This window comes from Metalysinibacillus jejuensis (assembly GCF_003057615.1).
Lineage (GTDB): Bacteria > Bacillota > Bacilli > Bacillales_A > Planococcaceae > Metalysinibacillus > Metalysinibacillus jejuensis.
In genome coordinates, this window is the sequence record NZ_QAFW01000033.1 from 1 (window position 1) to 25,164 (window position 25,164).

Sequence of the window (25,164 nt, forward strand, 5' to 3'; positions counted from 1 at the left end):
GATTCCATTCCACTAAAGAAATGTTGTATTTACTTCCAATCTTAATGAACATTTCTTTTGCAAAATCAGATAATTCATTGTCAAAAACTTGTATCCGATATTTCACAACCAGTACAAGATGATAATGCATTAAGAATACTGAATGATTATTACTATCTAATTTCATTGTGATATCAATCCTTTGTTACATCTAAGACTGATTATATTATAAGCTTTGGCTAAAGCCAACCGAAATTCATCTCCCACCTACTCATTGGTGCTATTCGCACCTTCACATTCCTTGAGGATGGGAGACTTCTTTCCGAAAGACGTTAAAAACCACATTTGTTTAGGCATTGCGCACCTCCGACGTTGTCAATTGTAACAGTGTATAGGTTTATGTTCGATTTTTCAAGCACAAAAAAAGTGCAATAACTGATGAGCTATAGCACTTGTTTTCGTTATTTTTTTTGGTCAAAAAGTCGCGGGATATCTTCTTTCGACTGCTTAGCTCGTTCACTATATTTTGTAGGAAGTCCAAAATCCGTTGTTTTTTGACCTTTTATTTCTTCTTCAACTTTATTTGCTACTTCTAGCAATAGCATACCCATCAATTGATCGCCCTTATCAAATATAGCTAGTGCACCTGTTTTTGCTTGTGCAATTACTTCACGCGCCTGCTTTTCGGTTTTGGCTTGAGCTACACGCTGACTCAAATTTTTACGTTCTTCATTTGCTGCTTCAGCTTTTTGACGCTCATCAGGACTAATTTCTTCCAACTTAGCCTTCTCCTGCTCACTCAAACGTTCACCTCGTGCAATCTTACGTAATACATTTTCCTTTTCAAGCTTTTCTTTCATTACTTCGGCTACAAGCGATTTACTGCTATGTGCCATTGGCGCTTCCTTGCGCGCAATATTTTTTTGAAACAGCGTGTTTTTATCACTCATTGTTTGCTGCTTCATTTGCATAGCTGCCTGTTGCATAACGCTACCACTTAAAATTTTCATACTATCAGCCTCCCTGCTTATAAGTAAATATCGGACGAATTTAATTTTTCTCTACTTCTTATAGCAAGTCGTGCTAAAATAAACGGTTAGAGGAGTGAACAGCAATGACAGAACAATTTCCTTTTCCGTCAGACGGCAAAAGATACTATACATGGAATCGTTATTTACGTAATGAATTTGGGCATAAGGTATTTAAGGTAGCACTAGATGCTGGCTTTGACTGCCCGAATCGTGATGGCACAGTAGCTTTCGGTGGCTGTACGTTTTGCAGCGCAGCAGGCAGTGGTGACTTCGCAGGCAATCGGGTAGATCCTATTGATGTGCAGTTTGCTGAAATCAAAGCAAAAATGCAGCAAAAGTGGAAAGACGGCAAAACGATGGCCTACTTCCAAGCTTACACAAATACACATGCACCATTAGCTGAGCTAAAAGAAAAATTTGAAGCAGCACTTGCACAAGAAGGTGTCATCGGACTTTCGATTGCTACACGTCCTGACTGTTTACCTGATGACGTAGTGGAGTACTTAGCTGAATTAAATGAGCGCACGTATTTATGGGTAGAGCTTGGGCTTCAAACGGTACACGAAAAAACAGCAACACTTATTAACCGTGCACATGATTACCAAACTTATGTAGAAGGTGTCGAAAAGTTACGCAAGCACAACATTCGGATTTGTAGCCATATTATTAACGGACTACCACTCGAAGATTACGACATGATGATGGAAACAGCAAAAGCTGTAGCTAAACTTGATGTCCAAGGCATTAAAATCCACCTACTACACCTGTTAAAAGGTACGCCAATGGTCAAACAATACGAAAAAGGTATGCTAGAATTTTTAGATAAGGATGCTTATATCAACCTTGTTGCCGATCAATTGGAAATTATCCCACCTGAAATGGTCGTGCACCGCATTACAGGTGACGGTCCGATTGATTTAATGATTGGACCAATGTGGAGCGTTAATAAATGGGAAGTACTGAACGGCATTGATGCGGAGCTAGCACGACGTAATAGCTGGCAAGGTAAAAAATTTGAGGTGACGCTATGAAATTACAACGCGTATTACCTTATGCACAACAATTAATTACACAAGCGGTTACAAGCACAAGTCACGTGATTGACGCAACAGCGGGTAATGGTCACGATACTTTATTTTTAGCTGAATTAGTGCCACAAGGCCATGTTTACGCCTTTGATGTGCAAGAGGAAGCACTTAAAAATACGAAGGAACGTCTCGGTGATTTGCAAACCCGTGTTACTTTAATTCATGATGGTCATGAAAATGTAGCGAACTATGTAAAACAGCCGATAAGCGCTGCGATTTTTAATTTAGGCTACCTGCCTGGTGGCGATCACAGCATTATTACAACACCTAAAACAACACTGCGTGCCATTGACGAAATCCTTGATTTACTAGAAGTTGGCGGGGTAATTGTCCTTGTTATTTATCATGGACATGAAGGCGGTGCAACAGAGCGCGATGCGATTATTGACTACGTCAGCGAATATGACCAAAAATATATCCATGTTTTACAGTATCAATTTTTAAATCAACTCAATTCCCCACCTTTTGTTATTGCACTTGAAAAAACAAAAGCTTTTCCACAGTAAAAAAACGTTTGGCCCACTAACTTGTGAGCCAAACGTTTTTATTTATCTTTCGTCCAAAAATCCGCTTCTTTAATACCTAGAGGTCGCGGATCAAACGAAGGGTCTTTCCCTTCTTTTTTCTGTCGTTCATAGTCTTTTAATACAATGAGTGCAGGTTTCGTTAAAATAAGCATACCAATGACATTTACCCAAACCATTAAACCAAGCCCAATGTCACCGATGAGCCAAGCCATGTCCGCAGTCCGTACCGTTCCTAAAAAAGTTGCGGCTAGTACGATTATTTTCACGACCCATGTACCAAATCGTTGATCACGTTCGCCCATAATATATGCGACGTTTGTTTCAGAAATATAGTAGTAAGACATAATTGTCGTAAAGGCAAAAAAGAATAGCGCAATTGCAACAAATGCTGAACCGAAGCCTTGTAAGCCAGAAAATGCTGTGTCAACCGCTACTTGCGTATACTCTGTATAGCTTTGGTTAGGAATGTTTTCGACAACAATAGCGCCTGTATCGCTACCTTCTTGCACATTATACGTTCCCATAAATAAAATCATAAAAGCTGTAGCTGAACATACTAAAATCGTATCAATATAGACCGAAAACGATTGAACTAATCCTTGTTTAGCTGGGTGAGATACTTCTGCAGCAGCTGCTGGGTGAGCCCCGTTACCTTGTCCCGCTTCATTAGAAAAGATCGCTCGTTTAACCCCCCATGCAATAGCAGAACCAAGCAAGCCACCAAATACGGAATTGACACCAAAAGCACTGCTAATAATTAAGCTAAACACCGCTGGCACTTCTGTAATATGCATGGCAATAATGATGAGTGCGACAGCAATGTAAACTACCGCCATAAAGGGTACAATTAATGTAGCAGCACGAGCGATACGGCGTACACCACCAAAAATAATAAAACCTAAAATAATAACTAGTGCTAGCCCTGTTACCCAAGGTGCAATACCAAAAGCGTTTTGTGTAGCGCTAGAAATCGCATTTGCTTGAACACCTGTCATTAAAAAGGCTGTAGCCATAATAGCGGTAAATGCAAAAATTAAACCAAACCAGCGTTGCCCTGTGCCTTTTTCGATATAGTAAGCCGGGCCACCGCGATATACCCCTTGTGATTCTTCTTTATAAACTTGTGCTAATGTAGATTCAATAAACGCTGTGGCTGCACCAATAAATGCTGTTACCCACATCCAAAAAATAGCGCCAGGTCCACCAAATGCGATAGCACTGGCAGTACCAATAATATTCCCTGTACCTACACGGCCAGATAATGCCATAGACAAGGCTTCAAATGACGAAACACCCGATGCGGATTTTTCTCCTGCAAACATTAACTTTACGCTATCTTTAATCAAACGGACTTGGACAAAACGAGTTAATACCGTATAAATAATGCCGACAAGTAAAATACCGTAAATTAATGCTGGTCCCCAAATAATACTATAAATTGTTTTTAATACGCTCTCCATATAAGTCCCCCTTAGTTAACAATGTAACCGATTGAACGCAGTACATTGTTCATGTAATCAACCATAAATAAGAAGATGGTATCGCGCTCTGTTTCATGAAATAAACTATGCGCGCAGTTTGGCCATTCCTTCATGTGTACTTCTGCTAGCTTTTGTTGATAGAGCCACTTTTTCGAAGCAGTTAAATCGATAATCGCATCGTTTTCCCCCGTCATTACAAGCACAGGCACATTCGGAAACTTATGCGTCATCAACACCGTAATATCTCGTTGTAATAATTGCAGCTCTCTGTACCATTTTACTGATACCGTAGTATTGTAAGGGATATCGTCAATGATTGTTTCGATTTTCTCACTGTCTTTCGTTAGCATTGCCACATCAATTTCATGCGTCACTTTCATACTAGATGTAATAGCGCTAATACTCGTTAATGCACTTACCATCTTGCCAGGTTGTAACTTTAATTGTAACCAAGGTGACGTAAATATAACACCCGCAACTGGATATTTTTTACGCATTACGTGAATAGCAAGCACTGCACCTAGCCCATGACCAATAACAAAAACCGGCAAATCATAGGAAAACGCCATCTTCATTAATTTTTTAACGTGCAAGTCATACCGTTCAAAACTTTCATCATGCGCTTGCAAATTACGATTTAACTCGCCATGCCCTGGCAAGTCTCCCGTTAATACGTGATAGCCCTCTCCCCTTAATTGTTCGATTAACCATGCATACCAGCCATGATGTTCGTATGCGCTATGAATAATGGTTACAACCGCCCTCGGTTGACCTTCTGCTTCCCACTTCCACATCAATAAAATCCTCCTTATTTGTGCGATCTGTATGTTCTATTATAACGAATTTTACAAAACATTAATTTAGTATTTGCATTAATTTCAGCTTTTGATACGATATGAGTACATTATAGAAAGATGAGGTGTATAATTATTGATTTATCCGTACAAAGGAAAACAACCAAGCATTGATGATTCGGTATTTATTGCGGACTATGCGGTAGTTACCGGTGATGTAACAATTGGCGCAGAAACTTCAATTTGGTATAACGCTGTCATCCGTGGTGATGTCTCACCAACAGTTATCGGAAAACGTGTTAGCATTCAGGATAATTGTTGCTTACATCAAAGCCCTAGCTTCCCTCTTATTATTGAAGATGAAGTTACGGTTGGCCACCAAGTTACACTACACAGCTGTACGATTCGTAACAATGCGTTAATCGGCATGGGTTCAATCGTATTAGACGGTGCCGAAATCGGAGAAGGTGCCTTTATAGGTGCGGGGAGCTTAGTGCCACCTGGAAAGGTCATCCCACCTCATACATTAGCGTTGGGTCGACCAGCTAAAGTCGTGCGCGAATTAAATGATGAAGATAAAAAAGATATGGCTCGTATCGTACGAGAATATGTAGAAAAAGGGCAGTACTATAAAGCGATGAAAAAATAAAAAGCTGCCTTCTCCGTTCCTTAATTATCAGAACATTGAAAACAGCCTTTATTATTATACGTTAGCTTTTTGCTTTAATTGCTCAGCAATTGCTGTATCTTCCCAAGGTAAATCAACATCTGTACGACCAAAGTGACCGTACGCTGCTGTTTGCTTATAAATCGGACGACGTAAGTCAAGCATTTGAATGATGCCAGCAGGACGTAAATCAAAGAGCTCTCGTACCCAGTTGACTAAATCACTTTCTGCGACTTTACCAGTACCGAATGTATCAATTGCGATAGATACAGGCTGTGCGACACCGATAGCATAAGCAAGCTGTACTTCGGCACGATCCGCAAGACCTGCTGCTACAATGTTTTTCGCTACATAACGTGCTGCATAGGCTGCAGAGCGATCGACTTTTGTCGCATCTTTACCTGAGAAGGCACCACCGCCGTGACGTGCATAACCGCCGTACGTATCTACAATGATTTTACGACCTGTTAAACCTGCATCACCCTTTGGACCACCGATTACAAAGCGACCTGTCGGGTTGATGAAATAATTTGTTTTTTCATCTAATAAATGCGTTGGCACAATCGGAGCAATTACTACGCGCTTTAAATCTGCTTGGATTTGCTCTAGCGTTACAGCTTCATCATGTTGCGTCGAAATAACGATAGTATCAACACGTACAGGATTGTTATTTTCATCATACTCAACCGTCACTTGTGTTTTACCGTCTGGACGTAAATAAGCTAATTCGCCAGATTTACGCACTTCTGTTAAACGTCGTGCTAACTTGTGTGCTAAGCTAATCGGTAGAGGCATTAGCTCTTTTGTCTCGTTACACGCATAGCCAAACATTAAGCCTTGGTCACCTGCACCGATAGCTTCAATCGCTTCATCTGTCATCGTACCTTCGCGGGCTTCCAATGCTTGGTCAACACCTTGTGCAATATCAGGTGACTGCTCACCAATCGCCGTTAACACGGCTAAGTTTTCGGCGTCAAAGCCGTATTTACCACGCGTATAGCCAATTTCTTTAACCGTCTCACGTACTACGCCTTGAATGTCTACATATGTTGATGTAGTAATTTCTCCAGCTACTAGTACTAAGCCAGTTGTTACAGTAGTTTCACAGGCTACACGAGCCATTGGATCTTTCGCTAAAATAGCGTCTAAAATAGCATCTGAAATTTGATCACAAATTTTATCAGGGTGACCTTCTGTTACACTCTCAGATGTGAAAAGACGACGATTTGTCATTAAAATTTCCTCCTAGTATGTTTGCGCGAATTGCGCATTGATACGGTACTCTTCCCATGTTAGTTCAAATTGAACTACAAAGCCGTTAGTTGCTTTTAACACAAGGATTACAGAAAGGTACTTTTAATAAGGAAAATGGGAGTACATAACTTATTAAATATCGAAGAAACAAAAAAACCCTTCTCTCACATTAATTTGCGTGAGGAAAGGAGTTGACGTTTTGTATCCTTTCACTCTTATCGTTCAAGGGTAGTCCCCTTGCATTCAGGTTAAGCACCAACACCTTATATTCAACATATAATGCAGGTTGCCGGGTTTCATAGGGCCTGACCCTCCACCAGCTCGGGATAAGAGTATCCGTTCGCCATTCATGTTACGGAATGCCAACAGCAATGTCAAATATTTTTTGTCCATTTTGCGAAAGTATGAATAAATTTCACATGCTTTTCGCATAATTAGTATAGATTATTTAATCAAATGTGTTATACTAATTTTGAAATTAGGAAACTCTCCCCAAACTATTTTGGGAATACGATAAAAAAGGATGGTATGTAAGCGATGAATTCAGTAGATATCCATAACGAACTGAAGGAATTATTAAGCGGTAGCAATATTAAAAATCAACTTTCTGTAGCACAACTTGTTGAAAAATCAACAGCTCGTGGTGAAGCTAAATTATCAGCTGATGGCGCAGTTTGTGCAGAGACAGGAAAATATACAGGCCGTTCACCTAAAGATAAATACACCGTAGAAGAAGAAGGCTCAAAAGATAAAATTGATTGGGGTAAAGTTAACCGCCCAATTTCTTCAGAAGTATTCGATAAATTATATACAAAAGTAGTAAATTACTTAAAAGCAAAAGACGAAGTGTTCGTATTTAACGGTTTTGCTGGCGCTGATAAAGATAGCCGCTTAAGCATTACAGTAGTGAATGAGTATGCTTGGCATAACTTATTCTGCCATCAGTTATTTATCCGTCCTACTGACAACGAATTAGCAGCACATGTTGCTGACTTCACAATCGTTTCAGCTCCAACATTCCATGCTAACCCAGAGATTGATGGTACAAACTCTGAAACATTTATTATGGTTTCTCTTGAGAAAAAAATCATCTTAATTGGTGGTACGGAGTATGCTGGTGAAATGAAAAAATCAATCTTTGGTATTATGAACTACTTATTACCAGAGCAAGGGATTTTATCAATGCACTGTTCAGCTAACGTAGGTGAAGCTGGTGATGTAGCGCTATTCTTCGGTTTATCAGGCACTGGTAAAACTACATTATCTGCTGATGCTGACCGCAAATTAATCGGTGATGATGAGCATGGTTGGTCAGATAACGGTGTATTTAACATCGAAGGCGGTTGCTACGCTAAAACAATTAACTTATCTGCTGAAAAAGAGCCAGAAATTTATAACGCTATCCGTTTCGGTTCAGTACTAGAGAACGTAGTTATTGACCCAGAAACACGCATCGCAGATTATGACGATGGTTCTTTAACAGAAAATACACGTGTCGCTTACCCAATCGATTATATCGATAATATTGTTACACCATCGGTTGCAGGCCACCCGAAAACAATTGTATTCTTAACAGCTGATGCTTTTGGTGTATTACCTCCAATCGCTAAATTAACAAAAGAACAAGCAATGTACCACTTCTTAAGTGGCTTCACATCAAAATTAGCAGGTACTGAACGTGGCGTAACTGAGCCAGAACCAGTATTCTCTACATGCTTCGGTTCACCGTTCTTACCGCTTCCTGCTACAGTATATGCAGAGATGCTAGGTGAAAAAATCGATCAACATGATGCGCAAGTATTCCTAGTTAACACTGGCTGGACTGGTGGCGAATACGGTACAGGTAGCCGTATGAAATTAGCTTATACACGTGCTATGGTACGTGCGGCAATCAATGGTAAATTAAACAATGTTGAAACAACTCAAGATGCTGTATTTGGCTTAAACATTCCAACAGCTATCGAAGGCGTGCCTTCTGAAGTATTAAACCCTCGTGATGCTTGGGCAGATACTGCAGCTTATGATGAAAAGGCAGCACATCTTGCAGGTTTATTTAAAGAAAACTTTACAAAGTTTGCTAATGTTCCTGAAGATATCGCTAAAAAAGGCGGGCCACTTGCTTAAGTTGGACGAGCTAACAAATGTATAAATGACGATAAGAAAAGCTGGTCTCCTTTAAAAGGGGGCCAGCTTCTTTCGTTATTGTGCTTTTTTCGGATCGAGTAGTACAGTACTAGCTACAGCTACAACAATCGTTACTAGCATAAAAAATGTCTTTTTCATGCGTCTCCCTCCTTCATCCAAAAACTTAGTGCGCGCACAGTTTCTCGGTTTTCTTTCGGTGGAAACGCGTGCGAAAAATCTTCATAGCACCATATAGTCGCAGGCCCCCCTACCGCTTGCTGCAATGCCTCTGCATGCTTATATGACACATGAGTATCACGTTTACCATGAATGATTAGTACCCGAGCTTCGCTATTCATCATATACGGTAATGGCGTACGTGCAGCGTAAGCTTGAGGTACTTTATTCGGTGTTCCCCCAATTACGCGCTTCATCATGCGGCGCATATCGAGACGTTCCTTATAAGTTAATGCAATATCTGTCATACCTGCCCAGCTAACAACGGAGTGAATATCATCGCGTAAAATCGCTGTCCACAACGCCATAGCACCTCCGCGTGAGAAACCAATAACATGGACTTTACCATTAATAAATTGGCGTAAGACCGTGACGCCATGCACAGCATCATAACGGTCTTGCCCTACAAATTCATCGCGTCCTTCCCCGCCTCGGTTACCACGATAATAGGGCGCGAACACAATAAAACCCTGCTGGGCATATTGGCAAACTCGCGCTGGTCGTACCATGCCAATTCGTTGCATACCACCTCGTAAATATAATAGCCCTGCATTAGCTGCTTTTGGGATACCTAACAAACCTTTTACTTTATAACCTTCTGACCAATACGTAATTTCATACAATTGTACATCGTTACTTGGCGAAGGATAGCGGCGCTGTGCTACAATCTGACCATTGATCATAATTGTTCTGCCCGTTCAATAATTTTTTGCATGCCTTCATCACGCATATAAAAACTTAAGTTAGGTTCGTTAAACAATGCCGCTTTTGTCAGCCATTTTTTACCGATTGTCTCCTCGTCATAAGGTACTGCTCTTTCCTCTATTACTTCAGCAATAAACACTGTTTTACAAAAAGGAATGGTATCATGTACTTCATAGTAAGCAAACCATTGTGGTTGTGTAATAACTACACCTGTTTCCTCATACACTTCACGCTTAGCCGCTTGTATGCTCGTCTCATTTAGCTCTACTTTACCTCCAGGAAATTCAACACCGCGTCGTTTATGCACAGTACATAACCATTTATCGTCCTTTTTTACTAATACGAGTACATGACCACATGTTTTTGTAGGTTGCTCGTTTAAGTAAAGGTCCACTTGTAAACCATTAACGTCTATAAAACTATACATAAGGCACCTCCTCTTTATTAGTTTACCACCTTTGTCGAAATTCATTCACTTCAATAATATAGGCATATCTCTTATAATGAAAGGAGAAGTTAGCAAGGAGTGAAAAAACAATGGGTGTACCAACAGCTATTATTATTATGATTGCTATGATTATGTTTATTTTTGCCATGGCTGCTATCATTATTATTAAAAAGAAAAAAGTTTCGTTAAAACAAACCATTGACAAAACGCCAGTGCAAAAAACGTATACAAAAGATGACGTGCGTTAAATGAAGCATATTTTTATTTGGCTGATTCAATTGTATCGTAAATACATATCGCCAATGACCCCGCCTACATGTCGCTTCCATCCAACATGCTCTGCCTATGGACTAGAAGCTTTTGAAAAACATGGCGTCATAAAAGGGCTCTATTTAACGACAAAGCGCATTTTAAAATGTCATCCTTTTCATCCCGGCGGGTTCGATCCCGTACCTGAGAAAAAACCTTCGAAAAAGTAATTTTTTATTTCGAAGGTTTTTTTGTGCTTGTTTTTTATTGCGAAGTACGTTACAATACAAAACGTAATGATTACTATTAAGAGGTGTACAATTTATATGAAAAAAATACTTATGGTTGTGACGCTTGCAGCTATTGCTTTACTTGCAGCATGCGGTGATAAAGCAAGCGATACAACAGCAAAAGAAAAACTAGAAGTATATACTACGGTTTATCCACTCACTTACTTTACTGAGCGTATTGCAGGTGACACTGTAGAAGTAGCATCAATCTATCCCCCAGGCGCTAATGAACATACATTCGAGCCTACGCAAAAAGATATGATGAAGCTCGCTGAAGCTGATGTATTCTTTTATATTGGATTAGGGTTAGAATCATTTGTTGAAAAAGCGCAAAAAACACTAACACAAGAAAATGCACCAACATTTGTAGCAACTGCTGATCACGTGGCGAAAGAAAAATTAGATGTCAGCACAGGTCATGTACATGCTGAAGAAGATGACCATGAGGGACATAATCATGAGGGACATGATCATGAAGGGCATGACCACGGCAGTCAAGATGTAGATGCACATGTTTGGTTATCTCCTCAAATTAGTGAGGATGTAGCAAAAGAAATTTTAACGACATTAAGTGCTAAAATGCCAGAGCATGAAAAACAATTTACAGAAAACTATGAGGCACTTGTAAAAGACTTACACCAATTAGATCAAGATTATCAAGCCGCATTAAAAGATGTGAAGCGCCATACATTCTTTGTTTCTCACGCTGCCTTTGGTTATATTGCAGGTAATTACGGCTTGCATCAAGTACCTGTCGCAGGGTTAAATTCGCAAAGTGAGCCTTCTCAAAAAGCTTTAATGGAAATCGTACAACTCGCTAAAAAAGAAGAAATTACTACGATTTTCTTCGAGCAAAATGTTTCTTCTAAACTTACTGAGGTCATACAAAAAGAAGTGAGCGCTAAAGCTGATATCCTCCATAACTTAAGTGTATTAACTGAAGAAGATATTGCTAATAAAGAAGATTACTTTACATTAATGCAAAAAAATAAAGAGGCATTGCAAAAAGCCCTTCAATAATAAAATAGGAAGCAACATGCGAGGATTTCTCACATGTTGCTTCCTATTTTTTTGCTTCTACTTTTCAATTTTTATATCTCGGGTATAACTACCCTATAAGGTTTTTGAAACCTAAATGGCAACTAATCAGTATAAAAGTAGTTCTAGTTGAGGATAAGGGAGGGAATGATTATGAAAAAATGGCTGTCATTAGCGATGTTACCACTTATGTATGGACCAAGTGCTACGCTTTATATGCGTAGGAAGACATCACATCGTATTACACGCAAATTGCATACAACGCAAACGCTCTATTTAACTTTTGACGATGGGCCCCATCCCTACTACACGACTAAGTTGCTCGATTTATTAAAACGCTATAATGCTAAGGCAACTTTCTTTGTCGTAGGTACATTAGCTAAAAAATACCCTAGCATTATTGAGCGTATGCATAACGAAGGGCATGCGATTGGCATTCACCATTATACGCACCAGTCCGCTTGGCTGTTAACACCTCACCAATTAGCGGAGCAAATTGAGCGCACACGTCAAACGATACATGAGATTACAGGTGTGCATACACATCTTTATCGTCCACCTTGGGGTCATTTTAATATGGCAACGTTAGCCGTTGCTAAACATGATGATATCGTATTATGGTCACATATTTTTAAAGACTGGAAAGTACAGGGCAATCACCTGCACTTACTCAAACATCCTATCGCTGATGGCTCAATTTTATTATTGCATGATAATGGCGATACAAAAGGTGCTGATTCTAGCGCCCCGCGTTGTATGTTACAAGCACTCGAACCATTGCTTGCTACTGCCACACAACAGTTTTTAGCGCTACCTGGTGAAGACCATGAGTGCTACTAATATTACGGAAGCTTTTGTAACTTATGGCTATAGCATTATTTTTATTTGTGCTTTTTTTGGTATTATCGGTATCCCTGCTCCTGAAGAGTCTTTGCTCGTTATTATTGGCATGGCATGCGTTCACCATACAATGGATTTTACTATAGCGAGTGTTGTAGCAACTTCGGGTACAATCGTGGGCATGCTAACAGGCTACTGTTTCGGTAAATATTTAGGTTTGCCTATTTTACTGCGCTTTGGTCACTTATTCGGCTTTACAGTAGAGCGCTTCGCTAGCTTAGAAACAAAGTATAAAAAACATAGCCGTATCGCTGTGATGTTCGGCTTTTATTTACCAGGTATCCGACAATTAAGCCCTTATGTTGCCGGAACAGTGAACTTACGTTTTCCCTTATTTTTACTTTATGCTAGTATCGGTGCACTCCTATGGGTAATACCGTATATGGCAGCAGGTTATTTTATCGGTAGCACTTTTAGTATACCGCCCGCTTATGTCTCATCAATCGGCTTTATTTTATTCGGTATTTTTATACTTCACCTCATTATTCAATGGATCAAAAAGAAAGTGAAAGGAGCTAACACATAATGAAAATTTTACTTCTTCCTTTATTTCGTTTTCCTACAGGTCATACAAAAGCAGCTGAAACCATTGCTGATGCAATTACTCGCATTGCGCCACAAGCTACGATTGAAATGGTAGACTTACTCAGTTATACCAATCCTGTATTAGAAAAAGGTGTGGGTTCTTTTTATATTAAATGGATTCAATCTTCACCTAAAACGTATCAATTTATGTATGGTAAGCTAGTTAACCGCAAATCTACAAAAGAAAACAATGATGAGCTTCCCGTTATCTCTAAAGTTTTCCAAAAGAAAATGAAGCAACTCGTAACCAAGCATGCACCTGATATTATTATTTGCACACATGCTTTTCCTTCGAGTATTTTAGGATTAGTCAAACAACAAGGTTACTTTACAAATATTCCTGTTATCAATGTGTATACCGATTTCTTTATGAATGATGTATGGGCAAAAAAAACGAGCGAGTATCACTTTGTACCGCATCAAGAAGCTAAAGATAAACTTGTGCGTACGTATCATCATGATGCTAACCATGTCTTTGTAACAGGTATTCCTGTACATTCCGGCATAACGCATACGCCTGCTACACCGACAAAGCCTATGGTGTTATTAGCGGGTGGCAACATTGGCTTTTTAGCGATTGAAGATTTAATCGCTTTAACACAACGTATGCCATCAACAACTTTCACTGTGCTATGCGGCAATAATAAAAAGCTGTTTTCAAAAATTACACAAGCTCATAATCCTCAACTTATCGCTAAAGGTTATATTACTTCACGTGCTGAAATGAATACCCTTTATGACAATACCTCAGCCATCGTAACAAAATCAGGTGGTGTTACAATGGCTGAGGTAATGCGCAAAAGAATTCCTATTTTTATTGATCATTTCCTACCTGGACCTGAAGAAGAAAACTTCCATTATCTCAATGCTCTAGGCATCGTGCGTAAATTAAATGAACAGTCTCTCTTTGAACTTGCAGACGAAACGATTAGTACGCAAATGCAGACTCGCATTGCAGCGTATGAGCAACAAATCGACCATACGCTAGAGCAAGCCCTCACTGCTGTATTTCAGCAACTCGCTTTACTTAACGTATAAATTACAAAAAAGCACAACTAACTTTAGCTGTGCTTTTATTGTTTTCCTAATTTACGACGCAACAATTTATTAGCCCCATTACGCGGTAGTTGATCAACAAAATAAATTTTTGTTGGTATTTTATAAGGTGCTAACTGCTGCGCACAGTATGTTAATAAACTTTGTTCACTTACTTCTTCTTGTGCTACGACATACGCAACGGGAACGCTCCCCCACTTGGCATGCGCTATGCCGCATACGCCTACTTCTTTCACTGCTTCATGCGCATGTAGCACATTTTCAATTTCAGCTGGGTAAATATTTTCCCCACCCGAAATAATTAAATCTGCACGACGATCCACAACATATAAAAAGCCTTCATCATCTAAGTAACCAATATCGCCCGTATGAAGCCAGCCATCTACAGTAGCAGGTAACTTTGCAAATTGACCGATATACCCGGGTGTAACGGTTGGTCCTTGGATGCATATTTCACCGTGTTCATATGCATTTGTTGTACCGTCTATACGTATGCGGTTAAAAAACAGCGGCTTTCCTGAAGCACCTACTTTATCAAGTGCATATTCGGCACCTAACGTCGCCACTTGCGAAGCTGTTTCTGTCATACCATATGTTTGTGCAACTGCTAATCCAAGAAGATTAGCTTTTTCTAAATAAGCCTCCGGTATAGCGCCGCCACCTGCTAACATTAGTTTAAAGCTAGGTGGTACATCAATATTTTGCTCAATCATTTGTTGTAAAATTTGATTAAGCGTAAAAGCCACGACAGACATATGCGTGACACGCCCTTGAACAATTGCCTCTACAACTCGTATGGCATCAAATTTTTCATGAAGTACAACTTCATTACCATAAATTACTGCACGCATTAAAATAGAAAGACCACTAATATGAAAGATAGGCATCGTACATAACCAACTATCTGTAGGTGCCATCCCGACATTTAATGCTGCTGCAATAGCACTCGCTTGATGATTATCATAGGTTTGTCTCACGCCTTTTGGTGCGCCAGTCGTCCCTGAGGTATACATGATGGATAACGTGTTTTGTGGTTGCCACTTTTCTTCAAATAAAACGCGACTAGGCGTCAGTACGCGTACCTCTTCTAACGTCAGTACAGGCTTTGTAATTTTATGTTGGTCACAACGTGCTACAATGCAATGTTTTACATTCGCATCATCAAGTTGATACGCTAGCTCTTTAGGTGATAACCTACGATTTAACATCACCATCTCACACTGCAATAACATACACGCATAAATTGTAATGACAAGTTCATCCGTACTTGGCGCTAATAAAGCTACGCGCTCACCTTGTTTAATATGAGCTGTCGTTAATTGTCGTGCTCTGCGCTTTGCCGCTTCTACTAGTTCATACCAACTATACGTTGTCTCTTTGTAAGTTAGCGCGGCACGTTCCGGTGTGGCATAAGCGCGTTGTAGTAACCAGTTTTGCATAGCTATCACTCTCCTTTTTTTATTGTAGTAAAAAAACTCCGTTTCGTCATGGAAACGGAGTTTTTTCATCAAGGGAAACGTGGGAATTGACCGAAATCAGGTTCACGTTTTTCTTTAAAGGCATCGCGACCTTCTTTAGCTTCATCAGTTGTGTAGTAAAGAAGCGTAGCGTCACCAGCCATTTGTTGAAGACCAGCAAGGCCATCTGTATCAGCATTCATTGCAGCTTTTAAGAAGCGTAATGCTGTTGGTGACATTTGTAGCATTTCATTACACCATTGTACCGTTTCGTCCTCTAATTGAGCGTAAGGCACAACTGTGTTAACTAAGCCCATATCTAATGCTTGTTGCGCGTCATATTGACGGCATAAGTACCAAATTTCACGTGCTTTTTTATGCCCAATAATACGCGCTAAGTAGCCTGAGCCATAGCCCGCATCAAATGAGCCAACTTTAGGTCCCGTTTGACCAAAGCGTGCGTTATCTGCTGCGATTGTTAAATCACATACTACATGTAATACGTGACCACCACCGATAGCATAGCCTGCTACCATCGCTACAACTGGTTTAGGAATTACACGAATTAAACGTTGTAAGTCTAACACGTTTAAGCGAGGAATTTCATCATCGCCCACATAACCGCCGTGACCACGTACCTTTTGGTCGCCGCCTGAGCAGAATGCTTTTTCGCCTTCACCTGTTAAAATAATAACACCGATGCGGTTATCATCACGCGCGCGTGAAAATGCATCGATTAATTCCATAACCGTTTTTGGTCGGAATGCATTGCGTACTTCTGGACGGTTAATCGTCACTTTAGCAATGCCATTGTATAGCTCATATTTAATGTCTTCGTATTCACGAATTGTTTCCCATTGACGAGTCATACTAGTTTAGCCCCCTAATTCATTTTTAGTTGTTCCTTTACTATTGTAGCAAACTCAGCGGGATTTTCCACATGAATTGCATGACCTGTGCCTTCAACAACAATATGCTTTACATGCGGTATATGCTCCGCCATATCTTCAGCAATCGTACAAAACTTCTGATCAAGCTGTCCTGTAATCAGTGTCACAGGCATAGAAAGGCTAGCTAAATTTCCCCATTGTGAAGCTTGTGCACCTGTTCCTACCGAGCGCAAACTTAAAGCAAGTCCCTCCTCTGTTTGAGAAAGGCGTTCCTCCCGAATAATTTGTTGCACTTCATCTGGTAAATCTCGTTGCGTCGCAAAAAGGGGAATATTTTGCCAAAAATCCACAAATGCTTCGATGCCATCTGTTTCGATACGACAGGCTAAAGCTTCATCATTACTGCGTCGTGCCGCTCGCTCACTTGCGCGCTTTAAACCAGGTGATGCACTTTCTAATAAAAGGTGCGTAACTTTCTCAGGGTACTTCACAGCATAACTTAATGCCGTACGTCCCCCCATCGAATAACCGAGCAATGCAAACTCATCAAAATCAGCTAATAAACGGTCCATCGCGTCAATTTGCTCATCCATCGTAAAGCGCTCGCTTACTTGCGAACTACCATGCCCAAATAAATCAAACACAATGACATGCGCATCAGGTAGTAAATCAGCCAGTTGATGCCACGTCTGTTGCGTGCCTGTAAAACCATGTAAACATACTAAATTCATTGTAACGCCTCTGCAATTTGCGCCCATAATTTACGATGAGCTATTACATTTTCCGCGCGATTTGTCATTACTTCTACAATGCGTAACGCTTGATTATCATGCCAATCAAGCGTGTTAATTTCATCGTACACTACACGGTCGTATTGCATGCTATACATCTGGGCTAAATGTTCAAAAGTTAGCGCAGTTGGTGTCCCAAATAACGCTTCGTAGTGCGCATCGATTTTTGCTTGTGGTAAATAAGAGAAAATCCCACCACCATCATTATTCATAACAATTATCGTCAACTGTGCCTGTTGGTAACGCGTCGCTATTAGACCATTGCTATCATGTAATAATGCCAAGTCACCAATCAGTAAATACATCGGGCGGCTCGTTGTTGCCGAAACCCCTAATGCCGTAGAAACGATACCATCAATACCATTAGCGCCACGATTCGCAAAAATACGTACGTCTTTTGTCGTTGCTAAAAAGAACGTATCAATATCCCGAATAGGCATGCTATTACTTACAAAAATATCACATCCGTTTGGCAAACTATGCAAAATTTTAGCAATAGCTGCGCCCTCATCCGCTTCATCATAAGCTTTAATATAAGACATTGCGCTTCGATGCGCTTGTTGCCATTTTTTCACATACTGTTCATCCTGTGCATTATCTTTTAATGGTAGTAATGCTAACCATTCTGTTAATTGCGCTTGTACAAAGTGCGTACACGCTGCACTAGAATCTCTAAAACGAGGTGACTCGTCAATCACGATATAATTAGCTGGCATGCTTTCCGCCAAAAAGTTCGTTAAAAATTTCGAAATAGGTTGCGCGCCGAAACGTACTACCGTTTCTGGTAAAACAGTATGCTTAAAGTGTTCATTTTTTAGTAAAGCATCGTACGTTGTAATAACATATGGCTCGCAGTCGCTTGGCACAGCCGCACGCATATTAGATAGCGCCTCTACTAAAACAGGCCAACGTAAAGCACGCACAACTGACCATAAAAAGTCTGGATTTGTGCCCACAGGCAACTCACCGATAACGAGTAAACCTTTTGTTGTCTCGCGCAGCAATGTAGATAAATGATGTTGTGCCTCTGCTGTTGGAATGCATTCCGTCGCAAACGTTTCTTTAAAATCGTTATATAACACGACATCTTCAAGTTCAATGAGTAACGGCTCACGGAACGGTATATTAATATGCACTGGACCGTACGGCGCTGTCATCGCTGTCGCAATCGCACGCACCATATGCCGCTCAATAAAGGGTAGCGTAGGCTTTGCATTATCTGGTATCGGAAAATCGACGCTCCACTTCACATGCTGACCATATAACTCAATTTGATGAATCGTTTGTGGTGCACCTACTTCCCGTAATTCATGTGGGCGATCCGCTGTAAGTACAATAAGTGGCACTCTCGCATAATTCGCTTCTACAATTGCCGGAAAATAGTTCGCTGCTGCTGTGCCCGATGTACAAACAAGTACAACGGGTTTCGCTTGTGCTTTAGCTAAACCAAGTGCAAAAAAACCAGCAGAACGCTCATCAACTTGACGGTAAATATTAATATTCGGCGTAGCTGCAAATGCATAAGCAAGTGGTGTCGAGCGCGAACCAGGGCTGATTACAACGTCGACAATATCATGACTCACTAATGTCGATACGATTTTATACACATATTGTGATAGTGTCGTTTGGTCATTCATTAATTTCGCCTCCTAATGCTCGTAGCATCGGTCTAAATTTAACTAATGTCTCTTCATATTCAGCTTGTGGCTCAGAATCTGCTACAATACCGCCACCTGCATATAAATAAGCTTGGTTGCCACGCGTCATCGCACAACGTAATGCAACAGCGAACTCACCATCACCTGTCGCATCTAACCAGCCAATTGGTGACGCATACATTTCGCGGTTCATCGGTTCATATTCTCGAATAATTTCGAGTGCTTTTTCTCTTGGCACGCCACCTAGCGCAGGGGTAGGATGCAAATCTTTTGCTAATTGTAAAATCGTTGTCCCTTCTTTAAGCGCACCGTCAATGGGTGTATATAAATGCTGAATATCTCTACTCTTTAGTAAAGTAGGCCCGCTCGGTACATAGTACGTTTCACAACTTTTTGCAAATTTTTCTGCAATCATATCTACTACGTATTGATGTTCGCCACCATTTTTCTCATCGCGTAAAAGACGCTCACCTAAACATACGTCTTCTTCTGATGTACGGCCTCTTCGTATTGAGCCGGCTACACAGGAAGAATAAGCATGATGAGATTGCACCATTACAAGGCGCTCTGGCGTCGCACCTGTGAAAAATAAATCATCTACTTCGAATCCAAAAATATAACTTGTCGGTTGCTCTTCTAGTAAATCACTTAATAACTGAGCAGGTTGCAAGTCCTCAGCAAACTCTAGTGCCAACGTACGTGCTATCACAACTTTTTCCGCTTCGCCTTGTTGAATGCGTGCTGTTGTATTTTCTATAGATTGCAAATAAGCTTCTTTTTGTGGTTCGCGGTAAGTTACCATTTTCGGTTTTACCGCGGTACTTTGCATCGTTTTTGCTTTAGTAATAAATGCTTCTAACTCATTAAGCAACTGTTGTTTAACCTCTAGCGTTAGCTCTCCACTATAATGGGCATTGGCGTAGCATTTTCCATTTTTTTCAACCAATTGAAATTTAGCAACGACAAATAAAGCTTGAGGGAAATCTCCCCATTCACTCGCTTTCGTATTTGCTGGGTCAAACGTTACACCACCAAATAATAGTGGTTGTTGTGCGGTCTGTACGATATTATGAGTCACCTGTTGCCATTGTTGTTCGATTTCATTAAAACGCTCTGTTGTAGACGATGTTAAACGCAGCGCATGCCCTACACCGGCTATGGTGTTACTTGTATCATGATCACGCCAAAAATAGCGTGCTCCTCTTTCTCCCGCCATAAAAAATTGAAGCGGTGTCACGCCTTCTACCTCAATTGTTGTGACATGGAACGAATGTTGTTGCATAAAAGTCCCTCCGTAATTCCTTAAATCCTAACGTTCTTGTGTTAAACTGTCCTCTAGTATCATATCATTTTTTAGTTAATAAAAGCAGTAATATGCGATGTCACTATTCATTTTGAACAACTTCAGATAAAATAGAAGCATGATATTATTTTTAAGGAGAGAGTCATCTTATGACAAAGATTATTGAAGCGGATAGGGGATTTACTGTATGGTGGCATTTAACACGCCCACACACACTTACCGCATCGTTTGTACCTGTATTTTTAGGTACCGCAATGGCATTAGCACTCAATCATGCGCTAATTAAATTCGGCTTATTTTTTGCTATGCTTATTGCAAGTATGCTTATTCAAGCAGCCACAAATATGTTTAATGAGTATTACGATTATAAATTGGGGCTAGACACAAAAGACTCTGTAGGTATTGGTGGCACAATCGTACGTCACGGTGTATCGCCTCGTACAATTATGATAATTGCGCTTAGCTTTTATGGGATTGCTTTACTACTCGGTATTTATATTTGCTATATGACATCTTGGTGGTTAGCACTTATTGGCTTAGTATGTATGTTAATTGGATTTTTATATACAGGAGGGCCTTACCCTATCGCCTACTCGCCTTTTGGTGAGCTAGTATCAGGTGCTGTCATGGGAATGGGCATCGTATTAATCGCTTTTTATATTCAGACAGGAACAGTTACAATAGATGCTGTGTTACTTGCTGTACCTAGCATGATTTTAGTCGGTGCGATTATGTTATCTAACAATATTCGCGACATCGTAGGTGATACAGCAGGCGGTCGTAAAACTTTAGCTATTTTAGTTGGGCGCGACCGTGCAATCTCTGTACTTTCAGCCTTCTTTATCGTTTCGTATTTATGGATTATTTTATTAGTCGCTATTGATGGGATTACATCTTGGACATTACTTGTCATTTTAAGTGTGCCTAAGGCTTTACGTGCTATCGAAATCTTCCGTGATAAACAAGCACCACAGGAAGTTATGCCGGCTATGAAATATACTGCACAAACTAATACATTCTTTGGCTTTTTACTGGCCATTGGCTTGCTGCTTGGTTATTTTGTTTAACTTAAAAGCGCCCGCTATGAAATAAGCGGACGCTTTTTTCTATGCATAGTGTTGTACAGCCTCATAGAGCCTTTGAGTAGCTCCTTGCCCCGCTTGGCGGTCATAGTATGTTATAAAGCGTTCATCCGCTAAATAGCCCTCAACTAAGCCCTTATGCATTTCTGGTGTATAGGTAGCCCAGGTAAATAACAGCCATTGTTTGTGTAAAGCTACTACATACGCTTCATCGACTGAAGGTTGTCGTAATGCCTCTAGCAACATAGTTTCTACAGCTTCCATCTCTTTATATTGCTCCTTTGTCATACCTTGATATTTTGTATAACTGGCCTTTACAGCTTCCTCACCATATTTTTCACGGCTTTCTACACCATATAGTTGTTCTTGTTCAGCTAATTTCTCTTGTTTAAATGCCGCAAATTTTTGTGCATTGGTCATCCTATTTTCTCCTAACGCATCGTCAATAACGTGCAATAATTTTTCTAAACGCTCATGTTCTTGCTGTAATGCTTTCCTTTGTTCATGCAATACTTGCTCACGACTTTGTGTCATGGCTTGTGCAACCTTGGCTAGCGGCATGTTCAATTCTCGATAAAATAAAATCTGTTGTAAACGATCGACACTTTGTTGATTGTATAAACGATAGCCAGCTTCTGTATAATCTACTGGCTTTAACAATGCAATTTCATCGTAATACCTCAATGTGCGTGTGCTAACGCCTGTCATCGCTGCTAAGTCTTTAATAGTTAAGATGTAAATCTCCTCCTTAGCTTTACTATAAGCTTTGACGTAACGTTAAGGTCAATAAAAAACCAGCTAATAGTTTAATTAGCTGGTTCGTAGGTAAGTGCTGCTAGACAAAGCGTCTTAGCCGCAATTAGCATCGCTCTTTCATCAATATCAAATTTAGGATGATGGTGAGGATATGTCGTGTCGCCTAGTGGCTTTGCTCCAGTGAAAAAATAAGCACCTGGAATATGTTGCGTATAATAGGCAAAGTCTTCGCCGCTCATATAAGGCTCACATACACTAACATTCGTAACCTCATCGATTAGAGCTGCTACTTGTAAAATATGAGTTGCCTCATGCTCATGGTTAACTAATGCAGGATAGCCCTCTGTATATGTATAACGATAGGTAGCCTCTGTCATCGCACAAACGCCATACAACACTTTATCAATTTCTGCTTTTATTTGTTGGCGTGTGTCTTCATCAAAAGTACGCACTGTGCCACTCAAAACAGCGCAATCTGCAATTACATTAAATGGATTTTCCGCTACGATATTACCGATTGAAACTACCGCTGGATGTAAAGGATTGATGCGGCGAGAAACAATTTGTTGAGCATTTGTAATAAATTGTGCCGCGGTTAGTACAGCATCTTTTGTTAAATGCGGTTCAGAGCCGTGACCACCGCGGCCTTGAATGATAATATCAATACCATCAGCTGCAGCCATAATTGGGCCTGCTTTCGTTCTAATATGACCTAGCTCTTCAGTTGCCCAAATGTGGGTACCGAAAATAGCATCCACACCTTCTAAGCAACCATCCTCAATCATTGCAATTGCGCCTCCTGGTGAAATTTCTTCTGCAAATTGATGTATCAATACAATTGTACCCTCGATTAATGATTGGTGCTTCGCAAGAACACGAGCAATTACTAGTAAGGTCGCAGTATGTGCATCATGTCCACATGCATGCATAACACCTGGTACCTTTGAAGCAAAAGGTAAGCCTGTTTGTTCTTCAATCGCTAAAGCATCAAAATCTGCTCGTAACGCAACCGTTGGCCCTGGTTTATCACCCTTCAATATCGCAACGATACCACGACCACCAACTTCTGTTCTTACTTCATATGGTAAATCTTTATAGTAATTCGCAATATAGTGCGCCGTTTTTATTTCATTATAAGATACTTCTGGATATTGATGTAAATAGCGACGTATATCCACCATTTCAGTAAAGTGTGTCGCTAAATCTACTAGTACTTGTTCATACTTTAACATGACATAACACTCCATTCTAATTGATAGACAATTTACACTATTCTTTCATTAATGTCAATTTAATTTTCCACATAAAAAAAGCATTTAAAACGAAGTAATTTCGTTTCAAATGCTTGATGACCCCTACGGGATTCGAACCCGTGTTACCGCCGTGAAAGGGCGGTGTCTTAACCGCTTGACCAAGGGGCCAAACTTTAATGGCGGAGAAGGAGGGATTCGAACCCTCGCGCCGAATTAACGACCTACGCCCTTAGCAGGGGCGCCTCTTGAGCCTCTTGAGTACTTCCCCGTATAAAAATAAAATGGCTCCGAAGGTAGGACTCGAACCTACGACCGATCGGTTAACAGCCGATTGCTCTACCACTGAGCTACTTCGGAACAATATATGGTGGGCCTAAATGGACTCGAACCATCGACCTCACGCTTATCAGGCGTGCGCTCTAACCAGCTGAGCTATAGGCCCGACAATTTTTTTGGAGCGGGTGATGAGAATCGAACTCACATCATCAGCTTGGAAGGCTGAGGTTTTACCACTAAACTACACCCGCTAATGAAAAGAGTGGGTCAGGACGGAATCGAACCGCCGACACTTAGAGCTTCAATCTAATGCTCTACCAACTGAGCTACTGACCCTTATTAAAAATGGCGGTCCCGACCGGGATCGAACCGGCGATCTCCTGCGTGACAGGCAGGCATGTTAACCGCTACACCACGGGACCTTTTTGGTTGCGGGGGCCGGATTTGAACCAACGACCTTCGGGTTATGAGCCCGACGAGCTACCACTGCTCCACCCCGCGTTAATTTTATTTATTACTTTTGCTGCTTGTAAGGATTGCACACCATTTATCCACTTTTTTAAAAAATGGAGGAGGTAGAGGGATTCGAACCCCCGCGCGGTCTTACCCGCCTGTCGGTTTTCAAGACCGATCCCTTCAGCCGAACTTGGGTATACCTCCATGCTATGATTTGATAAATGGTGGACCTTACAGGACTCGAACCTGTGACCGGACGGTTATGAGCCGTCTGCTCTAACCAACTGAGCTAAAGGTCCTTAAGATGGCTACCGAGGGAGTCGAACCCACGACCTTTCGGGTATGAACCGAATGCTCTAGCCAGCTGAGCTAGGTAGCCAGGATCTTTATTATGGTTATTTGGTGGAGCCTAGCGGGATCGAACCGCTGACCTCCTGCGTGCAAGGCAGGCGCTCTCCCAGCTGAGCTAAGGCCCCTTAAAAACTGGTCGGAATGACAGGATTCGAACCTACGACCCCTTGGTCCCAAACCAAGTGCTCTACCAAGCTGAGCTACATTCCGATAAAATGGCGCGCCCGAGAGGAGTCGAACCCCTAACCTTCTGATCCGTAGTCAGACACTCTATCCAATTGAGCTACGGGCGCTTACGATTTAATTGAGAAAAAATGGTGCCGAGAACCGGAATCGAACCGGTACGGTAGTCACCTACCGCAGGATTTTAAGTCCTGTGCGTCTGCCAGTTCCGCCACCCCGGCACATGTTGGAGCGGAAGACGAGGTTCGAACTCGC

25 protein-coding genes, 15 tRNA genes and 1 riboswitch are annotated in these 25,164 nt (G+C 40.9%); of the genes, 11 read left to right on the forward strand and 29 right to left on the reverse strand.

Features of this window, described 5'->3' with window-relative positions; genetic code table 11:
* A partial coding sequence (locus tag DDE80_RS10025; RefSeq protein WP_201261524.1) for a transposase occupies positions 1 to 166 on the reverse strand: 166 nt, incomplete at its 3' end.
* 274 nt (positions 167 to 440) lie between these two features.
* Complete coding sequence (locus DDE80_RS10030; RefSeq protein WP_108307519.1) at positions 441 to 989, reverse strand: hypothetical protein; 549 nt, start codon at positions 987 to 989, stop codon at positions 441 to 443.
* Between the two features lie 104 nt (positions 990 to 1,093).
* On the opposite strand from DDE80_RS10030, the gene mnmL reads away from it, so the two are divergent.
* Together mnmL and mnmM are read left to right on the forward strand one after the other, a co-directional pair.
* On the forward strand, positions 1,094 to 2,041 hold the full coding sequence (mnmL, locus tag DDE80_RS10035) for a tRNA modification radical SAM protein MnmL/YtqA (RefSeq protein ID WP_108307520.1): 948 nt from the start codon (positions 1,094 to 1,096) through the stop codon (positions 2,039 to 2,041).
* Positions 2,038 to 2,604: a tRNA 5-(aminomethyl)-2-thiouridylate-methyltransferase MnmM gene (gene mnmM / locus DDE80_RS10040; protein WP_108307521.1), complete on the forward strand. Its 567-nt coding sequence runs from the start codon at positions 2,038 to 2,040 to the stop codon at positions 2,602 to 2,604. The genes mnmL and mnmM overlap by 4 nt, the downstream gene beginning before the upstream one ends.
* 38 nt (positions 2,605 to 2,642) lie before the next feature.
* Here the strand turns inward: mnmM and DDE80_RS10045 are convergent, their stop codons facing one another.
* Positions 2,643 to 4,085: an alanine/glycine:cation symporter family protein gene (locus DDE80_RS10045; protein WP_108307522.1), complete on the reverse strand. Its 1,443-nt coding sequence runs from the start codon at positions 4,083 to 4,085 to the stop codon at positions 2,643 to 2,645.
* A gap of 11 nt (positions 4,086 to 4,096) precedes the next feature.
* The gene (locus DDE80_RS10050) at positions 4,097 to 4,900 is read right to left on the reverse strand and encodes an alpha/beta hydrolase (protein WP_108307523.1); all 804 of its coding nucleotides are present in this window, start codon (positions 4,898 to 4,900) and stop codon (positions 4,097 to 4,099) included.
* Positions 4,901 to 5,036: 136 nt separating this feature from the next.
* Here DDE80_RS10050 and DDE80_RS10055 point away from each other — a divergent pair, with 136 nt between their 5' ends.
* Entirely contained in the window at positions 5,037 to 5,549 is a 513-nt protein-coding gene (locus tag DDE80_RS10055) for a gamma carbonic anhydrase (protein ID WP_108307524.1), read from the forward strand.
* 54 nt (positions 5,550 to 5,603) lie between these two features.
* On the opposite strand, the gene metK is transcribed toward DDE80_RS10055, so the two are convergent.
* The gene (metK, locus tag DDE80_RS10060; RefSeq protein ID WP_108307525.1) at positions 5,604 to 6,800 is read right to left on the reverse strand and encodes a methionine adenosyltransferase; all 1,197 of its coding nucleotides are present in this window, start codon (positions 6,798 to 6,800) and stop codon (positions 5,604 to 5,606) included.
* A gap of 233 nt (positions 6,801 to 7,033) precedes the next feature.
* Positions 7,034 to 7,154: riboswitch (SAM riboswitch) on the reverse strand.
* Between the two features lie 204 nt (positions 7,155 to 7,358).
* Between metK and pckA the strand changes: the two genes are divergently transcribed.
* Positions 7,359 to 8,945, forward strand: coding sequence for a phosphoenolpyruvate carboxykinase (ATP) (pckA, locus tag DDE80_RS10065; RefSeq protein WP_108307526.1), 1,587 nt, complete (start codon positions 7,359 to 7,361; stop codon positions 8,943 to 8,945).
* A 155-nt stretch (positions 8,946 to 9,100) separates the two neighbouring features.
* Here the strand turns inward: pckA and DDE80_RS10070 are convergent, their stop codons facing one another.
* The gene (locus DDE80_RS10070; protein WP_427901808.1) at positions 9,101 to 9,865 is read right to left on the reverse strand and encodes an alpha/beta hydrolase family protein; all 765 of its coding nucleotides are present in this window, start codon (positions 9,863 to 9,865) and stop codon (positions 9,101 to 9,103) included.
* The gene (locus tag DDE80_RS10075) at positions 9,862 to 10,314 is read right to left on the reverse strand and encodes an NUDIX domain-containing protein (RefSeq protein WP_108307528.1); all 453 of its coding nucleotides are present in this window, start codon (positions 10,312 to 10,314) and stop codon (positions 9,862 to 9,864) included. Before DDE80_RS10075 ends, DDE80_RS10070 begins: the two co-directional genes overlap by 4 nt.
* 110 nt (positions 10,315 to 10,424) lie before the next feature.
* Between DDE80_RS10075 and DDE80_RS15310 the strand changes: the two genes are divergently transcribed.
* From DDE80_RS15310 to DDE80_RS10100, 6 genes are all read left to right on the forward strand, one after another.
* Positions 10,425 to 10,583 carry a hypothetical protein gene (locus DDE80_RS15310; RefSeq protein ID WP_201261525.1) on the forward strand — a complete coding sequence of 53 codons (159 nt, stop codon included), beginning with the start codon at positions 10,425 to 10,427 and terminating at the stop codon, positions 10,581 to 10,583.
* Positions 10,584 to 10,814, forward strand: coding sequence for a membrane protein insertion efficiency factor YidD (yidD, locus tag DDE80_RS10080; RefSeq protein ID WP_108307529.1), 231 nt, complete (start codon positions 10,584 to 10,586; stop codon positions 10,812 to 10,814).
* A 96-nt stretch (positions 10,815 to 10,910) separates the two neighbouring features.
* Positions 10,911 to 11,894, forward strand: coding sequence for a metal ABC transporter solute-binding protein, Zn/Mn family (locus DDE80_RS10085; RefSeq protein ID WP_108307530.1), 984 nt, complete (start codon positions 10,911 to 10,913; stop codon positions 11,892 to 11,894).
* 171 nt (positions 11,895 to 12,065) lie between these two features.
* A complete protein-coding gene (locus DDE80_RS10090; protein WP_235612313.1) occupies positions 12,066 to 12,752 on the forward strand; it encodes a polysaccharide deacetylase family protein in 687 nt (228 codons plus the stop codon).
* On the forward strand, positions 12,739 to 13,338 hold the full coding sequence (locus DDE80_RS10095) for a DedA family protein (protein ID WP_108307532.1): 600 nt from the start codon (positions 12,739 to 12,741) through the stop codon (positions 13,336 to 13,338). Before DDE80_RS10090 ends, DDE80_RS10095 begins: the two co-directional genes overlap by 14 nt.
* On the forward strand, positions 13,338 to 14,435 hold the full coding sequence (locus DDE80_RS10100) for an MGDG synthase family glycosyltransferase (RefSeq protein ID WP_108307533.1): 1,098 nt from the start codon (positions 13,338 to 13,340) through the stop codon (positions 14,433 to 14,435). Before DDE80_RS10095 ends, DDE80_RS10100 begins: the two co-directional genes overlap by 1 nt.
* A 35-nt stretch (positions 14,436 to 14,470) precedes the next feature.
* Here DDE80_RS10100 and DDE80_RS10105 read toward each other — a convergent pair whose 3' ends face one another.
* From DDE80_RS10105 to DDE80_RS10125, 5 genes are all read right to left on the reverse strand, one after another.
* Positions 14,471 to 15,892, reverse strand: a complete 1,422-nt coding sequence (locus DDE80_RS10105) for an o-succinylbenzoate--CoA ligase (protein ID WP_108307534.1) — start codon at positions 15,890 to 15,892, stop codon at positions 14,471 to 14,473.
* A 68-nt stretch (positions 15,893 to 15,960) separates the two neighbouring features.
* Positions 15,961 to 16,779, reverse strand: a complete 819-nt coding sequence (gene menB, locus DDE80_RS10110; protein ID WP_108307535.1) for a 1,4-dihydroxy-2-naphthoyl-CoA synthase — start codon at positions 16,777 to 16,779, stop codon at positions 15,961 to 15,963.
* Between the two features lie 14 nt (positions 16,780 to 16,793).
* On the reverse strand, positions 16,794 to 17,531 hold the full coding sequence (gene menH, locus DDE80_RS10115) for a 2-succinyl-6-hydroxy-2,4-cyclohexadiene-1-carboxylate synthase (protein ID WP_235612314.1): 738 nt from the start codon (positions 17,529 to 17,531) through the stop codon (positions 16,794 to 16,796).
* The gene (gene menD, locus DDE80_RS10120) at positions 17,528 to 19,228 is read right to left on the reverse strand and encodes a 2-succinyl-5-enolpyruvyl-6-hydroxy-3-cyclohexene-1-carboxylic-acid synthase (RefSeq protein ID WP_108307537.1); all 1,701 of its coding nucleotides are present in this window, start codon (positions 19,226 to 19,228) and stop codon (positions 17,528 to 17,530) included. The genes menH and menD overlap by 4 nt, the downstream gene beginning before the upstream one ends.
* Positions 19,221 to 20,531 carry an isochorismate synthase gene (locus DDE80_RS10125; RefSeq protein ID WP_108307538.1) on the reverse strand — a complete coding sequence of 437 codons (1,311 nt, stop codon included), beginning with the start codon at positions 20,529 to 20,531 and terminating at the stop codon, positions 19,221 to 19,223. The genes menD and DDE80_RS10125 overlap by 8 nt, the downstream gene beginning before the upstream one ends.
* Before the next feature lie 170 nt (positions 20,532 to 20,701).
* Here DDE80_RS10125 and DDE80_RS10130 point away from each other — a divergent pair, with 170 nt between their 5' ends.
* Positions 20,702 to 21,619, forward strand: a complete 918-nt coding sequence (locus DDE80_RS10130) for a 1,4-dihydroxy-2-naphthoate polyprenyltransferase (RefSeq protein WP_108307539.1) — start codon at positions 20,702 to 20,704, stop codon at positions 21,617 to 21,619.
* Positions 21,620 to 21,658: 39 nt separating this feature from the next.
* Here the strand turns inward: DDE80_RS10130 and DDE80_RS10135 are convergent, their stop codons facing one another.
* The 17 genes from DDE80_RS10135 to DDE80_RS10215 form a co-directional block, all read right to left on the reverse strand.
* Positions 21,659 to 22,375, reverse strand: coding sequence for a MerR family transcriptional regulator (locus DDE80_RS10135; RefSeq protein WP_345788850.1), 717 nt, complete (start codon positions 22,373 to 22,375; stop codon positions 21,659 to 21,661).
* A 65-nt stretch (positions 22,376 to 22,440) separates the two neighbouring features.
* Entirely contained in the window at positions 22,441 to 23,622 is a 1,182-nt protein-coding gene (locus tag DDE80_RS10140; protein WP_108307541.1) for an amidohydrolase, read from the reverse strand.
* 117 nt (positions 23,623 to 23,739) lie between these two features.
* Positions 23,740 to 23,811, reverse strand: a tRNA-Glu gene (locus tag DDE80_RS10145).
* 9 nt (positions 23,812 to 23,820) lie between these two features.
* Positions 23,821 to 23,911 (reverse strand) — tRNA-Ser (locus tag DDE80_RS10150).
* Positions 23,912 to 23,925: 14 nt separating this feature from the next.
* Positions 23,926 to 24,000, reverse strand: a tRNA-Asn gene (locus tag DDE80_RS10155).
* An 8-nt stretch (positions 24,001 to 24,008) separates the two neighbouring features.
* Positions 24,009 to 24,085 (reverse strand) — tRNA-Ile (locus DDE80_RS10160).
* A gap of 11 nt (positions 24,086 to 24,096) precedes the next feature.
* A tRNA-Gly gene (locus DDE80_RS10165) sits at positions 24,097 to 24,170 on the reverse strand.
* A gap of 12 nt (positions 24,171 to 24,182) precedes the next feature.
* Positions 24,183 to 24,255, reverse strand: a tRNA-Phe gene (locus tag DDE80_RS10170).
* Between the two features lie 10 nt (positions 24,256 to 24,265).
* Positions 24,266 to 24,341, reverse strand: a tRNA-Asp gene (locus DDE80_RS10175).
* Between the two features lie 4 nt (positions 24,342 to 24,345).
* Positions 24,346 to 24,420 (reverse strand) — tRNA-Met (locus tag DDE80_RS10180).
* Between the two features lie 66 nt (positions 24,421 to 24,486).
* A tRNA-Ser gene (locus tag DDE80_RS10185) sits at positions 24,487 to 24,579 on the reverse strand.
* A gap of 18 nt (positions 24,580 to 24,597) precedes the next feature.
* Positions 24,598 to 24,674, reverse strand: a tRNA-Ile gene (locus tag DDE80_RS10190).
* 6 nt (positions 24,675 to 24,680) lie between these two features.
* Positions 24,681 to 24,754: transfer RNA gene (locus DDE80_RS10195), tRNA-Met, on the reverse strand.
* A 21-nt stretch (positions 24,755 to 24,775) separates the two neighbouring features.
* Positions 24,776 to 24,851: transfer RNA gene (locus DDE80_RS10200), tRNA-Ala, on the reverse strand.
* Positions 24,852 to 24,859: 8 nt separating this feature from the next.
* Positions 24,860 to 24,936, reverse strand: a tRNA-Pro gene (locus DDE80_RS10205).
* Positions 24,937 to 24,942: 6 nt separating this feature from the next.
* A tRNA-Arg gene (locus DDE80_RS10210) sits at positions 24,943 to 25,019 on the reverse strand.
* Between the two features lie 22 nt (positions 25,020 to 25,041).
* A tRNA-Leu gene (locus DDE80_RS10215) sits at positions 25,042 to 25,130 on the reverse strand.
* Between the last annotated feature and the right edge of the window lie 34 nt (positions 25,131 to 25,164).

Excerpts from the sequence above, each read along its gene's own strand:
- pckA (WP_108307526.1), top strand. The coding sequence starts at position 7,359 with ATGAATTCAGTAGATATCCATAACGAACTGAAGGAATTATTAAGCGGT.
- DDE80_RS10030 (WP_108307519.1), bottom strand. The coding sequence starts at position 989 with ATGAAAATTTTAAGTGGTAGCGTTATGCAACAGGCAGCTATGCAAATG.
- DDE80_RS10100 (WP_108307533.1), top strand. The coding sequence starts at position 13,338 with ATGAAAATTTTACTTCTTCCTTTATTTCGTTTTCCTACAGGTCATACA.
- menH (WP_235612314.1), bottom strand. The coding sequence starts at position 17,531 with ATGAATTTAGTATGTTTACATGGTTTTACAGGCACGCAACAGACGTGG.
- mnmM (WP_108307521.1), top strand. The coding sequence starts at position 2,038 with ATGAAATTACAACGCGTATTACCTTATGCACAACAATTAATTACACAA.
- DDE80_RS10130 (WP_108307539.1), top strand. The coding sequence starts at position 20,702 with ATGACAAAGATTATTGAAGCGGATAGGGGATTTACTGTATGGTGGCAT.
- DDE80_RS10105 (WP_108307534.1), bottom strand. The coding sequence starts at position 15,892 with ATGCAAAACTGGTTACTACAACGCGCTTATGCCACACCGGAACGTGCC.
- DDE80_RS10050 (WP_108307523.1), bottom strand. The coding sequence starts at position 4,900 with ATGTGGAAGTGGGAAGCAGAAGGTCAACCGAGGGCGGTTGTAACCATT.
- DDE80_RS10095 (WP_108307532.1), top strand. The coding sequence starts at position 12,739 with ATGAGTGCTACTAATATTACGGAAGCTTTTGTAACTTATGGCTATAGC.
- menB (WP_108307535.1), bottom strand. The coding sequence starts at position 16,779 with ATGACTCGTCAATGGGAAACAATTCGTGAATACGAAGACATTAAATAT.
- mnmL (WP_108307520.1), top strand. The coding sequence starts at position 1,094 with ATGACAGAACAATTTCCTTTTCCGTCAGACGGCAAAAGATACTATACA.
- DDE80_RS15310 (WP_201261525.1), top strand. The coding sequence starts at position 10,425 with ATGGGTGTACCAACAGCTATTATTATTATGATTGCTATGATTATGTTT.
- metK (WP_108307525.1), bottom strand. The coding sequence starts at position 6,800 with ATGACAAATCGTCGTCTTTTCACATCTGAGAGTGTAACAGAAGGTCAC.
- menD (WP_108307537.1), bottom strand. The coding sequence starts at position 19,228 with ATGAATGACCAAACGACACTATCACAATATGTGTATAAAATCGTATCG.
- DDE80_RS10090 (WP_235612313.1), top strand. The coding sequence starts at position 12,066 with ATGAAAAAATGGCTGTCATTAGCGATGTTACCACTTATGTATGGACCA.
- yidD (WP_108307529.1), top strand. The coding sequence starts at position 10,584 with ATGAAGCATATTTTTATTTGGCTGATTCAATTGTATCGTAAATACATA.
- DDE80_RS10045 (WP_108307522.1), bottom strand. The coding sequence starts at position 4,085 with ATGGAGAGCGTATTAAAAACAATTTATAGTATTATTTGGGGACCAGCA.
- DDE80_RS10085 (WP_108307530.1), top strand. The coding sequence starts at position 10,911 with ATGAAAAAAATACTTATGGTTGTGACGCTTGCAGCTATTGCTTTACTT.
- DDE80_RS10140 (WP_108307541.1), bottom strand. The coding sequence starts at position 23,622 with ATGTTAAAGTATGAACAAGTACTAGTAGATTTAGCGACACACTTTACT.
- DDE80_RS10075 (WP_108307528.1), bottom strand. The coding sequence starts at position 10,314 with ATGTATAGTTTTATAGACGTTAATGGTTTACAAGTGGACCTTTACTTA.
- DDE80_RS10070 (WP_427901808.1), bottom strand. The coding sequence starts at position 9,865 with ATGATCAATGGTCAGATTGTAGCACAGCGCCGCTATCCTTCGCCAAGT.
- DDE80_RS10125 (WP_108307538.1), bottom strand. The coding sequence starts at position 20,531 with ATGCAACAACATTCGTTCCATGTCACAACAATTGAGGTAGAAGGCGTG.